This is a genomic window from Streptomyces sp. NBC_00683, from assembly GCF_036226745.1.
Taxonomy (GTDB): Bacteria; Actinomycetota; Actinomycetes; order Streptomycetales; family Streptomycetaceae; genus Streptomyces.
Window position 1 is genome coordinate 7,896,160 of record NZ_CP109013.1, and the last position, 13,600, is coordinate 7,909,759.

4 protein-coding genes are annotated in these 13,600 nt (G+C 73.4%); all 4 read right to left on the reverse strand.

The window, feature by feature from the left end; all coding sequences use genetic code 11:
- Position 1: 1 nt before the first annotated feature.
- From OG257_RS34420 to OG257_RS34435, 4 genes are read right to left on the reverse strand one after another with little or no spacing between them, the layout of a single operon-like run.
- On the reverse strand, positions 2-3,019 hold the full coding sequence (locus OG257_RS34420; RefSeq protein WP_329213896.1) for a non-ribosomal peptide synthetase: 3,018 nt from the start codon (positions 3,017-3,019) through the stop codon (positions 2-4).
- Positions 3,016-4,521 carry a class I adenylate-forming enzyme family protein gene (locus tag OG257_RS34425; protein ID WP_329213898.1) on the reverse strand — a complete coding sequence of 502 codons (1,506 nt, stop codon included), beginning with the start codon at positions 4,519-4,521 and terminating at the stop codon, positions 3,016-3,018. The genes OG257_RS34420 and OG257_RS34425 overlap by 4 nt, the downstream gene beginning before the upstream one ends.
- Positions 4,518-10,073 carry a non-ribosomal peptide synthetase/MFS transporter gene (locus OG257_RS34430; RefSeq protein WP_329213900.1) on the reverse strand — a complete coding sequence of 1,852 codons (5,556 nt, stop codon included), beginning with the start codon at positions 10,071-10,073 and terminating at the stop codon, positions 4,518-4,520. Before OG257_RS34430 ends, OG257_RS34425 begins: the two co-directional genes overlap by 4 nt.
- Positions 10,070-13,333, reverse strand: a complete 3,264-nt coding sequence (locus OG257_RS34435; RefSeq protein ID WP_329213902.1) for an amino acid adenylation domain-containing protein — start codon at positions 13,331-13,333, stop codon at positions 10,070-10,072. The genes OG257_RS34430 and OG257_RS34435 overlap by 4 nt, the downstream gene beginning before the upstream one ends.
- Positions 13,334-13,600 lie beyond the last annotated feature (267 nt).

The window sequence follows — 13,600 nt, forward strand, 5'->3', positions numbered from 1 at the left end:
GCTACTCCTTGCACAGTGCGGTGACGGCGGCGGTGACGCCGTGCACGGTAGGGGTGTCGAAGAAGACGTCGAGAGGGACGTCCACGCCGAGGTTCTGGTGGATGCGGGCGGCGATGGCGGTGATGGTCAGTGAATGGCCGCCGAGGTCGAAGAGGTCCTCGTCCGGCCCGAGGTCGTCCAGGGCCAGGACCTCGCGCCAGATGGCCAGCACCGCGCCGGTGGTGGAGTCGAGTTCGCCGTCCGTGGCGGCGGCCGCGGGCCTGCTCCGGTCGGTGACCGGCTCCGGGAGCGCGGCCCGGTCAAGCTTTCCGTTGGGCGTGAGCGGGAAGGCGTCCAGAACGGTGTACGTGCCGGGCACCGCAGCCGCCGGGAGCGTGGCGGACAGGTGGGCGTGCAGCTCCTGCGCGGTGGGCGCCGGGCCGGCGGGGACGACATAGGCGCTCAGCCGGCGGTCGCCGTCCGTGCCGTGCACAGCGGCGGCGGCCTGGGCCACCGAGGGATGCGAGGCCAGCCGCGCCTCGATCTCGCCCAGCTCGATCCGGTGGCCGCGCAGTTTGACCTGGGTGTCGGAGCGGCCGAGGTAGACGAGACCACCGTCGGGCAGGCGCCGGACGAGGTCGCCGGTGCGGTAGAGGCGTGACCCCGGCGGGCCGTACGGGTCGGGGAGGAATCGGGAGGCCGTCAGGCCCGGGCGGTGCCGGTATCCGTGGGCCAGCCCCGCGCCACCGAGACAGAGTTCACCCGGCAGTCCGTACGGGACGGGGCGCAGCCGCTCGTCGAGGACGTAGGCGCGGGTGTTGGCGAGCGGTTCGCCGATGAGGACCTGTCCGTCGTCGGCCACGGCGGGTTCCGCGAGGGAGGACCAGATGGTCGTCTCGGTCGGGCCGTAGACGTTCACGAGCCGCTTGCTCGCCGCGGCCAGGTCCGCGGCGAGGGACGGGGGCAGCGCCTCGCCGCCCGTGAGCGCCGTGAGTCCGGCAGCCGCGCCGGTGAGGCCGGCGTCGAGGAGCAGGCGCCATCCGCTGGGAGTGGCCTGGACGTGGGTGATCTCCTCGCCGCGGATGAGGCCGAGGAGCGCGGGGCCGTCGCGGTGACCGCCCTCAGGTACGAGGACGACGCGTCCTCCGGTGACGAGGGGCAGAAGCAGTTCGACGGCGGAGATGTCGAAGGACAACGAGGTGAGACCGAGCCAGCGGTCCTCGGGGCCGGAGCCCAGATGGTCGCGCAGTGCGCCCAGGACGTTGGCGAGCGCGGAGTGGGGCACCTCCACGCCCTTGGGACGCCCGGTGGACCCGGAGGTGTAGAGCACATAGGCGGGATGGGAGTGCGTCGGCCCGGGGGGCAGAGCCGGGGTGTCCGTACCTTCGGGCGCGAGATCGGCCGGTACGAGATCGCCCGGGCCGTCCGGGCGCGCGGTGATCCGGAGCGCGAGACGGGAGTCGGACCGGATGAAGGCCAGCCGCTCGGCCGGGTAGTCGGGGTCGAGGGGCAGATAGGCGGCCCCGCAGGCAAGGGTGGCGAGGACGGCGACCAGCTGGTCGCGCCCGCGGGGCAGGCCGATGCCGATGAGGGTGCCCGGGCCCGCGCCGTGGCGGCGCAGCGCGGTGGCCGCGTGCGCGACGAGACCGGAGAGCTCGCGGTAGGTCAGGGCTTCCTCGCCGCAGACGACGGCGACCGCGTCGGGGCGGGCCGCCACCGCCCGGGCGAACAGCGCGGGCACGGTGCACAGGGCGAGTTCGGGCCGGGGGGCCGGTGCGGCGAGCTGGTCCGACCGTTCACGGGACGTCAGCAGGGGCAGGTCGCCGACCGGTGTGCCGGGATCGGCCAGTACACCGTCGAGGAGCGTCGTCCAGTGTCCGGCGATGCTCCGCGCCGCATCGGCGGTGAGGGCGTCGGACCGGTACTGCAGGCTCGCGTCGATCTCGGACCCGGAGTCGACGAGCTGGAGGTGGAGCAGGTTGCGCGCGGTGCCGCAGAAGCCGGTCCAGTGGAACTCGGCGCGCACCCCGTCGCCGAAGGCGGGCAGCTCCCCGGCCGGACGGCGCCGATAGCTGAGGGAGAGGGGGGTGAGCGCGGTGCGCGGGGTCAGGCCGCGCACGGAGCGGCCCAGCGGGACGGCCCGGTGCCGGTACAGGGCGCGCAGCTCGGCGCGGACCGTCTGGGACCAGGTGGCGAACGGCACTTCGGGGACCGCGGTGCTGAAGAGGGGCAGCTCGTTGACGGCCAGCCCCACACCGACCGCCTCGCCCCGCGGGCGCAGCGACAGTTCGACGGCCGTGACCGGGGCGGGGTCGCCGTAACGGGCGAGCAGCGCGTGCCACGACGCGGTGAGGAGTTCGAAGCGGGTCAGACCGAGCCGGCGCGCCGTCGTGTCCAGGAGGGCGGTCCTCCCGGGGCCGAGGCTCAGCGAGATCTCGGCGCCCGGCGCGGGAGCGGTGCCGGGGGTGCGGGAGGGCACGAGGCCCGGCAGCGTGGGCGCGGCCGGCTCGCGCCAACGGGCGGCCCAGTACGCCTCCGCGCCCGCGAGGGCATCGCGGGAGGGTTCCACCGCAGGGCACGGGGCGGCCGGAGTGAGCGGAGCTCTCCGGTAGGCGTCGGTCAGGTCGCTGATCAGCCGGTCCTTGGACTCGCCGTCGAAGGCGAGGTGATGGACGGTCAGGACCAGGGCGTGCCGCACCGGGGACAGCCGGAACAGGACGAAGCGGTACAGCGGCCCCCGGGCGAGGTCGAAGGGAAGGGCCCGCTCCCGGGCGAGGAGGGTGTCCAGTTCACCGGGGGAGCAGTCGACGACGCGCGGACGGGGCTGTTCCGTTCCGGCTCGGGGCGCTCCGTCTGCACCGAACACCGTGGTGAGGGCCGGGTGCTGGGCCGCGACGGCGGAGCAGGCCCGGACCATGGTGTCGGCGTCGACGGGGCCGTCGAGGTCCACGGTCAGTGTCAGGTGATAGGCGGCGGCGGTGTCCAGGGTGCGCTCGGTGAGCCAGACGCCGTGCTGGGCGGGGCTGAGGGTCGCGTTCACAGGGTGGCCTCGGGGTGGTCTTGGGCGAGGAGCCGGCGCAGATCGCGCTTGAGGACCTTGCCGGCCTCGTTACGGGGCAGCGCGTCGCGGAACAGCACGGTGGCGGGCAGTTCGTGGACGGCCAGGTGATCGAGCAGGAAGATCCGCAGGGCGGCCGCCGTCAGACCGGCGTCGGACACGACCACTGCGGCGACGACGCTGCCGAGCACGGGATGCGGAACTCCCACGGCGGCGGCGTCGCGCACCTGCGGATGGGAGTGCAGGGCGTTCTCGACCTGGAGGGTGGAGACCTTGTGGGCACCCGACTTGACGACGTCGCGCTCCCGGTCGAGCAGGTGGAGGAAGCCGTCCTCGTCGATGCGGCCGAGGTCGCCCATGCGTACCCAGCGCCCCTGGAAGACCTCGCCGTCCGTCTCCCCCATGTACGCCCGCGGAGCCGCGGGAGAACGCAGCCACAGCTCGCCCGGCCGGCCCGCCGGGACCGGGAGGCCCTCGGGCGTGGTCACGCGCAGATCGGCCAGGGAGGCGGGCCGGCCGGGCGAGGTGGGACGGGCCGGATCGAACAGCAGGGTGATCTGCGCGGGCGCGGCCTCGGTGGAGGTGTAGTAGTTCACGATCTGAGCTTTCGGGAAGGCCAGGCCGAGCCCGAGCGCGACCGGCTGGGGCAGAGCTGCGGCCGTGGATCCGACGAGGCGCACGGAGTCGAGCGCGCCCGAGGCGGTGGCGTCCGCGAGGGCCGGTGACGCCAGCAGCTCGATCGCCATGGCGGGGACGAGGAAGACGCTCCCGGCGTCGTGTTCGGACAGGAGGCGGAGGAAGCGGGCCGGGGTGAACTGAGGAGCGGTGACACACGTGGCGTGCGCGTTGAGCGCGTTGACCAGCATGGTCTGTCCGGCGTTCGTGCCGACGGGGAAGGCGTGCAGGAAGGCGGAGGAGTGGCGCAGCGGCCGGCGGCGCTCGTCCAGTGTGCATCCGTGGGCCAGGTTGGCGTGGCGCGCGCCGACGGCCTTGGGGGTCCCCGTGGTACCGGAGGTGTAGAGGATCTGGGCGAGGTCGCCGGGACCCCCAAGGCCGTCGGGCAGGTCCGGCACCGAGGGATGGCCTTCGGCGTCGGATTCGGTCAACACGGTCGTCCCGGGCGGGATTCCGGCCGGGAGGTCCGGCCCGCCGTGCAGCACGAAGCGGGCCTCCGCATCGGCGAGTACGTACTCCGTGGCGGCGGGCGCCGACCGGTCGGACAGCGGGACCGCCACCCCGCCGGCGCGCAGCACCGCGAGGAACGCGACAGCGAACTCCGTCCACCGGCTCGTGCCGTGGTGCAGCACGACACGGTCCCCAGGCCGCAACCCGGCGGAGCGCAACGCGGAGGCGTACGCCCCCGAACGGGCCTGCCAGGACGCGAAGTCGAGCCGCTCGCGACCGGTGACGAGGGCCGTGCGGTCGCCGTGCGCGGCGGCACGGTGGGCGAGCAGGGCGGGCAGGGTGGCGACCGGGTCCGTCACGTCCGGCTCTCCTTCGCACGGCGGGCGGCGGCGATGCGGGCACGCTCGCGCAGGCCGACCAGGTCGTCGGGTTCGGCCTCGGGGACGTCCCGGTCGAAGCGGGCCAGCACGGGAAGGCGCAGGCCGAGCGCGACCATCCCGAGCATGGCGCACCCGAACAGGACGTACATCAGGGCGATGCCGCGCCCCGGGCCGGTGCCGATCAGGGGCCCGAAGACGGGGGCGAGCGCCCCTCCGGACTCCATCAGCGGCCCCAGCAGCGAGGAGCCCAGCGGTGCGATGACCCCGTGGCCCAACGGCAGGGTGGACCAGGCGACCAGGGTGTTCAGGGCGAAGACCCGGCCGTGGAAACGCTGGGGCACCTTGACCTGGACGATCGTGGAGTAGACGCCGTTGACGAGGGACAGCGCGAAGGACATGCCGAACGCCCCGGCGGCGATCACCCAGAGACTGGCGTGCAGCCCGGTGACGGCTCCGGCCAGGGCCAGGAGCGCCGCGAGGCCGAGCATGCCCCGCAGCCGGTGCCGGCGCGGGCCGCCCCAGAAGCCCATGACGATCCCTCCCAGGATCGCCCCGGCGCCACCCGCGACGGCGACCCGCGCCGCGCCCTGGAGATCGTCGAAGGCGAGGACCAGCGGGGTGATGAGCAGGAAGAGGGGCGAGAGGAAGATGTTGAGCCCCGCGAACCACAGGAGCATGGCCCGGAAACCCCGGTTGCGCCATGAATGCGTGAAGCCGTGCCGGATCTCGGACACGAGGGACTCGCGCCGCGTCCACGGCAGGGTCCGGGGGAACTTCACCGCAAGCAGCACGCCGATGGCCAGCACGTAACTGACCACGTCGATGACGAGGATGCCGCCGAGACCGATCGCGGCCATGAGCGCCACAGCCACCAGCGGGACGACGAACTGGGCTGTTCCGAAAGCGAGTTGAACGATCCCGTTGGCATGACCGAGGTACTGCTTGGGCACGAGCTGCGGGACCGCGGAAGCGTAGGCGAGCCGTTGGAACGTCAGGGCGACGGAGAGTACGCCGAGCAGCACGTACACCTCCCAGGAGTGCAGGTTTCCGGTGACGAGCAGAGCGAGGAGACCGGCCTGGGTGGTACACGCGGCGATATCGCCGGCGAGGAGCACCGTGCGCCGGTTCATCCGGTCGACGAGGGCTCCCGCGAGCGGGCCGACGAGGATGCCGGGAACCATGGCGACGACCGCGTACAGCGCGTACCGGGTGAGGGAGCCGGTGTTCAGGAGGATCCAGATCGGGAGGGCGAACTCGGTCAGTGCCGAGCCGGTGATCGAGAAGAGCTGCCCGACCGCGACCAGGAGGAACCGGCGCATGCTGGGTTCGGGCCCGGCGGCGGACTCCGTGCCCTCGTGGGGCGGGGCCGAGGGCTGTTCGTCCGCCTCTGTGCCATTGGCCTCCGCGACCGGGCCGGTGTCCCCGTGGAACCACCACGAGTGGAGCGGATCGTGGGCGGGGAGCTCGTCGGTCAGCCCGTCACGGACCGCGAGGTGCACCGTGGTGACCGCGTCGGCGACCTCGACGGCCCGGTACTTGAGGAAGAAGTGACCGCCCTGGTCGAGAACGGCCACGGCGGAGCGTTCGGCCAGCAGCAGCCACTCGCGGTAGCGCTCCTGGTAGAAGTCGGCGGCCGGGTCCTGGTCGCCGATCAGGCAGACGAGCGGGGCGCGCAGCCGCGGTGCGCCCGCGGCGACGTCGGCGATGGCGCGGGTGAAGTAGTCCTCGGCGGCCTGTGTGTCACGGCGCATGTTGCCGATGATGAACGCGGCCTGTTCCTTGTCGAGGTCGGAGGTGTTCACGCCGAGCCCGATGAGCCAGTTCGCGTACACCCGGTCGCCGAGCAGGGGTTCGAGGGAGGCGACGCGGCTGAGCGCGTTGAGGACACGGCTGCGCGGCCGGGCGAACGGGAACTGGGCCCCGGCGTAGACGGCCTCCAGGGGATGGCCGGTCGCCTCCAGCAGCCGGGACACGGCGATCGCCAGCGCCGTACCGACGGCGCAGTGGCCGTAGACGACGACGGGTCCCTCCGTCCGTTCCCGCACCTCGCCCGCGATGCGCTCGGCGAGTTCGTCGAACGGGACGGACTCCTCGGTGACGCCGACGTCGTGGCCCGGCACGGCGACGGCCCACAGTTCGACGTCGGAGGGCAGCGCGTCGGCGACGGGCTGGTAGACGACAGGGCTGCCGCCGCCGTACGGAACGCAGACGAAGGTGCGGGTACGGCGGGCGGCGGACACCGGCGGGGTGAGCCGGTGCAGCAGCGGCCGCGGAGTGTCGTCGTGCTCGTCCCTCGCGGCGACGGCGGCCAGGTCGCGGATCGTGCGGTGGGTGAAGAGGTCCATGACGCTGACGGGCTGCGCGCCCGCCTCGGTGAGCCGGCCGCGGGCCCTGGCGACGACCTGCGTGGCGAGGAGCGAGTGGCCGCCGAGGTCGAAGAAGTCCTCGTCCGTGCCGACTTCCGTCAGGCCGAGCACCTCGTTCCAGATCTCGGCGAGCAGGAGCTCGGTCGCGGTGGCCGGCCGGGTCGCGCCGGTCGCGCGCCGCATCTGGGGAGCGGGCAGGGCGCGGCGGTCGAGCTTCCCGTTGGGGGTGAGCGGCAGGGAGGGGACGACGGCCACCACGGCGGGGACCTGATGGTCGGGAAGCAGCCTCTTGAGCGCGGTACGGAGCCGTGCGGGGTCGGGCTCGTCGGAACCGGTGGCGGGCACGACGTACCCGACGAGGCGCTTGTCTCCGGGACGGTCCTCGCGCAGGACGACGGCGGCGTCGGCGACACCGGGCTGGGCGCGCAGCGCGGCCTCCGTCTCGCCGGGCTCGATCCGCAGCCCGCGCAGCTTGATCTGCTGGTCGATGCGGCCGAGGTGTTGCAGAGCGCCGTCCGGGCGGCGGCGGGCCAGGTCTCCGGTGCGGTAGAGGCGGGAGCCCGGCGGGCCGTACGGGTCGGGCACGAACCGGGCCGCGGTCAGGCCCGGCCGGCGGTGGTAGCCGAGGGCGACGGCGGTGCCGCCGATGTGCAGCTCGCCGGGGGCGCCGGGCGGTACGGGGCGCAGAGCGGCGTCCAGAACGTACAGCCGCGTGTTGTCGATCGGGAGCCCGATCGGCACCGTCTCCAGGGGGCCGGAGCACTCCCACGAAGAGACGTCGACGGCGGCCTCCGTGGGTCCGTACAGATTGGCGACGGAGCAGTGCGGCAGCCGGCCGGTCAGCTCGCGGGCGGCGTCGGGCGGCAGCGCCTCTCCGCTGCTGATCACGCGGCGCAGGGCCGTACACCGCTCGATGCCCTCCTCGGCGAGGAAGACCGTCAGCATGGCGGGCACGAAGTGGGCGACGGTGACGCCGGCGGAGGCTATGAGGTCGCGCAGATAGCCGCTGTCCTTCTGGCCGCCGGGCTTGGCGAGAACGATGCGCGCACCGGCGGCCAGGGGCCAGAAGAACTCCCAGACCGATACGTCGAAGCCGACGGGGGTCTTCTGCAGGACGGCGTCGTCGGGCCCGAGGCGGTAGGTGTCCTGCATCCACTGGATGCGGTTGGCGATCGCCCGGTGGGTGTTCGGGACGCCCTTGGGGCGGCCGGTGGAGCCGGAGGTGTAGATGAGGTACGCGGTGTCGTCGGGGCCCGGTCCCGCCGGTCCGCGGCGTGATCTGGGCGGCTCCGCGGGATCGTCCAGCAGCATGACCTGCGCGGTACAGCCGTGCGGTGTGGGCAGTCCGCGCTGGGTGAGCAGGACGGGCGCGTCGCTGTCGGCGAGGAGGAAGGCGAGGCGTTCGGCGGGGTAGCCGGGTTCCAGCGGGGTGTAGCCCGCACCGGTGCGCAGGATGCCGAGCAGACCGGCGACGAGTTCGGGTGAGCGTTCGGAGCAGATGGCCACGAGGCTCCCCGGGCCGATCCCCTCGGCGGCCAGCCGCGCGGCGATCCGGTCGGCCTGCGCGTCGAGCTGCCGGTAGGTGAGGGCCGCCCTGCCTTCGACGGCCACGGCGACCGCGTCGGGAGTGCGGGCGATCTGCTCGGCGACGAGGGCGGTGAGGGTGGTGGGCGCACGGTCCAGCGCGGTGTCGTTGAACCGGCGCGTCTCGAAGTCGTGTTCGTCCGTGGTGCGTCCGGCGAGGCCGGACAGCGGGGTCTCCGGGGCGGCTGCGACAGCCTGGAGGAGCCTGCCGAGGTGGTCGGCGAGGCGCGCGATGTCGGCAACGTCGAACAGGTCGGTGTTGAAGTTGAAGGAGCCGTGCAGCCCGTCGGGCCACTCCTGGAGGAAGAGTTCGAGATCGAAGCGGGTACCGCTGGCCCGCACCCCGAACGGTTCGGCCGTCACGGGGCCGTCCGACGCGGCGTCGCGCTGGGTGGCGTAGTTCTGTACGGCCAGGACGGCCTGGAAGACGGGCGGCCGCGACACGTCCCGGGACACCTTGAGCTCGCTGACCAGCTGCGCGAACGGCAGGTCCTGGTGGGCGTAGGCGTCGAGGCAGGTCTCGCGGGTGCGGCGCAGGAACTCGGCGAACGAGGGGTCGCCCTCCAGACGGGCCGGAAGGGCGATGACGTTCACGAACATGCCGACCAGAGGCTCGAGTTCCGGTTCGGGACGTCCGGCGACGGGGGAGCCGACCGCGAAGTCCGTCTGACCGCTGTAGCGGGCCAGGAGCACCTGGAAGGCGGCCAGGAGGACCATGTGCACGGTCGCGTCGTGCCGCCGCCCGAGCAGCGTGAGCCGGTCGAGGAGGGCACGGTCGACGGAGAACGCGTGCCCGGCGCCCTCGAAGGTCTGGCGGGGCGGGCGGGGGCGGGAGAAGGCGAGCTCCAACGGCTCGATCCCGGCGAGCTCACGGGTCCAGTGGGCGATCTCGGCAGCGAGCCGCTCGCCGCTGAGCTGCTCGCGCTGCCACAGGGCGAAGTCCCCGTACTGCACCACCAGTTCGGGGAGCGGATCGGGATCCCCCGCGACGCGTGCGGCGTAGCCGCGCAGCACCTCACCCAGCAGGACCTCGCTGGACCAGCCGTCGCTGACGCTGTGATGGACCACCAGGAGCAGGACGTGATCGTCGTCTGCGAGCCGGATGAGGAGCGCTCGCAGCAGCGGCCCCTCCTCCAGGTCGAAGGGCACGGCCGACGCCTCGTCGACGAGGCGTTCGGCCTCGGACGGGGAGGCGGCTTCGGCGTGGGTGAGATCGGCCGGCCCGGGCGGGTCGATGACCAGTACAGGGCGCCCGTCGTCGGTGGCCGGGTACCGCGAGCGAAGCGTCTCGTGCCGCGCCACGCTCGCGTCCAGAGCGGCACGGAGGGCACCGGTGTCCAGTGGGCCGCGGAGCCGGCGGACCACCGGGATGTTGTACGCGGCGGTTCCCGGAGCGAACTGCTCCATGAACCAGAGCCGTTCCTGGGCGAACGACAGCGGGACGGGCGTGCCGGGATCCCGGCGGGGCACGGTCGCGCGGGTGGCGGCCCGCGAGGCCAGCCGGCGGCGCAGCAGCTCCTTCTTGGCGGCCGAGAGGCGGGTCGCAGCGGGTTCTGCCGGATTGGTGGTGTCGGCGCTCATGAGACGGGCCGGCTTCCTTCCAGTGCGTCCTGCGCGGCGAGGAGTTCTTCGGCCGCCGTGTCCGACAGGGCGTCGATCTCCGCGGTCAGGGCTGCTTCCACGGCCTCGGCGAAGGCCGCGACCGTGCGGTGGGTGAACAGGGTGCGCAGGGGGACGGCGAGGTCGACGGCGGCTCGGATGCGGGCGACGACCCGGGTCGCCAGGAGCGAGTGGCCTCCCAGGTCGAAGAAGTCGTCGTCGGCGCCGACGGGCCCGGTGCCGAGCACCTCCCGCCAGACGTCGGCCACGAGTTCCTCCGCCTCGGTCCGGGGCGGTACGTGCACGGCACGGACGGGCGAGGCTGCCTCGGGATCCGGCAGGGCCGCCCGGTCCACCTTGCCGTTCGGGGTGAGGGGCAGTCGGTCGAGCACGACCCAGGCGTTGGGGACGAGATGCGGCGGCAGCACCGCGGACAGCTCCGCGCGCAGTCGCGCCGGATCCGGCGGGGGCGCTCCCGGCGCCGCTGCGACGTGGGCGATCAGCCGGTCGTCGCGGGCGGACACCACGGCCTCGGCCACACCGGGCAGGGCGCCGAGCGCGGACTCGACCTCGCCGGGCTCGATCCGGAATCCGCGCACCTTCACCTGGCCGTCCAGGCGGCCGAGGAACTCCAGTTGCCCGTCCGCGCGACGGCGTACCCGGTCGCCCGTACGGTAGCGGCGGGCCCCGGGAGGCCCGTCCGGGTCCGGCACGAAGGACCGCGCGGTGGCGCCGGGGCGCCCCAGATACCCGTCGGCGACACCGGCCCCGCCGATCACCAGCTCACCGGGCGTGCCGGGCGGCACGGGCGTGCCGTAGCGGTCCAGCACGGCGACGGTCGTCGCGCCGATGGGACGCCCGATGGGCGGCCTGCGCAACTCGTCGGCCGCGCCCAGCTCGGCCGTGGTGGCGATGACGGTGGTCTCCGTCGGGCCGTAGGAGTTCACCAGCCGTACGGTGTCGCCGAAACGGCCCCGCCAGGCGGCGACCGCCTCGGCGCGCGCCTGGTCGGCGCCCAGGATCAGCAGGCGCAGCGAGTCCGGCCACGGGGTTTCGTCCAGGTCGGCGACGAGGTGGTGCCAGTAGGGGGTCGGAAGGTCCAGGACGGTGACACCGGCCGCGTACGGTTCGGCCAGCTGGTCGGAGAGGGCGGCTCCGGGCCGGGCCGTGACGAGGGCCGCGCCCGACGCCAGTGCCGGGAAGATCTCCTCGGCGCCTGTGTCGAAGGAGAGCGAGGCGCTGTGCAGGACGCGGTCCGCCTCGCCGATGCCGTAGCCCTCGCGCATCCAGGCGACACGTGCAGCGAGTGCGCGGTGCGGCACGAGAACGCCCTTGGGCGTGCCCGTGGAGCCCGAGGTGTAGATGAGGTACGCGGGGTCGTCCGGGCCCGCCTCGCTGTCGGGTCCGGGGAGGGGGCCGGAGATGCCCTCGGAGCCGGTCGGCGGGGTGACGGACAGGACGGGGAGGTCGACGGTGAGACCCGCGACGGGCCCGCCGTCCGAAGTCAGCAGGAGGGCGGCCCTGCTGTCCCGGAGCATGAAGTCGAGCCGAGCGGAGGGGTACTGCGGGTCCAGCGGGAGGTATCCGGCGCCGATGCGCCATGCGGCGAGCATCGCCACGACCGCCCGCGGACCACGGGGCAGACAGAGCGCGACGAGGTCCCCCCGGCGGACGCCGCAGGCCAGGAGCCGGGCAGCCAGGGCGCGGGAGGAGTCGGCGAGTTCACCGCGTGTGAGGCTTTCGTCGGGTCCGACGACCGCCCCTGCGCCGGGGACGAGCGTCGCCCGGTCGATCGCGGCGAGGACTGTCGGGGGGTGTGCCGGAAGAGCGGGCCCCGCGTTCTCCCCCCGCTGTACCGCCAGTTCGTGCTCGTCGAGCACGGGCAGCAGCCGCACGGGCGTGTCCGGCGCTTCCAGGGCGGCGCGAAGCAGTACCTCGAAGCGGTCGGCGATCAGTGCGGTCTGCGCCGCGTCGAGGAGATCGGTGCGGTAGCCGAAGACGGCGTGCAGGTCGTTACCGTCCGGGCGGACGTCCAGGCTCAGTTCGAACTTGGCGGCGGTGTGGCCGCCGTCGCCCTCGGCGCACACGAGGTCCGCGAAGGGGTGCTCGCCGAGAGCGCCGCCGCTCTGCGTGTGCACGGTGAGGAGCGTCTGGAAGACAGGCGTACGGCCGGTGTCACGGTCCTGCCGCAGCTCCTCGGTGAGCCGTTCGAACGGTACGCGGCCGTGCGTCAGGGCACGGAGCCAGTCGCCGCGGATCCGTCGCAGGACGGCGTCGAAGGACGGATCGCCTGCGAAGTCCGCGCGCAGGACCAGGGTCGAGGAGAAGTAGCCGACGGTCCGCTCGCTGTCGACCGTGGTCCGTGCCGCGGTGGGTACCCCCACGCAGAAGTCGTCCTGGCCGGTACAGCGGTGGAGAAGAGCCTGATAGGCGGCGGCGATCACCATGAACGGGGTGAGGCGCCGCGAACGGGCGAAGGACTCCACCACGGCGCCCAGACCGCCCAGCACCCGGGTGCGGTAGGCACCGCCGCTGCTCGGGACCTCGGGGCGGGGGCGCTCCAGGGGGAGCGCCAGCGGCGTTGCCCCGCTGAGCAGTTCACGCCAGTGGTCGAGGGCCGCAGCGGCCTCGGGCCCGTCCAGCCAGGCGCGCTCCGCGGCCGCGTGAGCCAGATAGGACGGCGGCTCCGCCGGCTCCGGCGTACCGCCCACGCGGTGGGCGGAGTAGTGCGCGGCGAGTTCGGAACGCAGGAGGCCGAGAGACCAGCCGTCGGCGACGATGTGGTGCACCACGAGGCAGAACGAGTACGCGCTCTCCCCAGTACGGAACAGCGCGGCCCGCAGCAACGGTCCTTCCGCCAGATCGAAGGGGCGATTGGTGAACTCGCTGATGCGCGAGGCAATGTCCGTATCGGAACGGCCCCGCAGATCGCGGGTGTCGAGCGGTACCGGAGACGGCGGGTCGACGACGACGTACGGACGTCCGTCGACGGCGGGAAACCGGCTGCGCAGTGCTTCGTGCCGACCGGCCACCGCGTCCAGGGCGGCGCCCAGGGCCGAAGGCGAGAGCGGTCCCGTGAACCGGAGCACCAGCGGAATGTTGTAGGACGCGTCCCCCGGTTCGAACTGGTCCAGGAACCACAGACGCTCCTGCCCGACGGAGAGCACCGCCGCGGTGTCCACCGCCGCCGGCCCCGTTTCGCTCGCCGGCGCTGAGTGGGGCTGCTGGTCGGGTACGCGCATGACGCTCCTGGGGGCCGGGCCGTGGGCGGTCGGCCCGAACTGGCTTGAACCGCATACGTGTTTTCCGCATGCGAAGGGTGACGCGCGGGGGGAGGGGGACACCTGCCCGGATGGGCTGTCGTGATGCCGCAGATGCTAGAGAGAGACCGAACGGCGGGTCAATGGTCTGGACCAAATTGTTAGTGCCGAGGGGGGTGCCCGAGCGTGCATCGGCCCAGGAAGAAGGCGATGGCCGCCGGAACGGACGGCGGTTCGGCGCGCTTGGCG

What these genes read in the sequence shown, in the direction of transcription:
- OG257_RS34430 (WP_329213900.1), bottom strand. Translation starts at nt 10,073, where the DNA reads ATGAGCGCCGACACCACCAATCCGGCAGAACCCGCTGCGACCCGCCTC.
- OG257_RS34435 (WP_329213902.1), bottom strand. Translation starts at nt 13,333, where the DNA reads ATGCGCGTACCCGACCAGCAGCCCCACTCAGCGCCGGCGAGCGAAACG.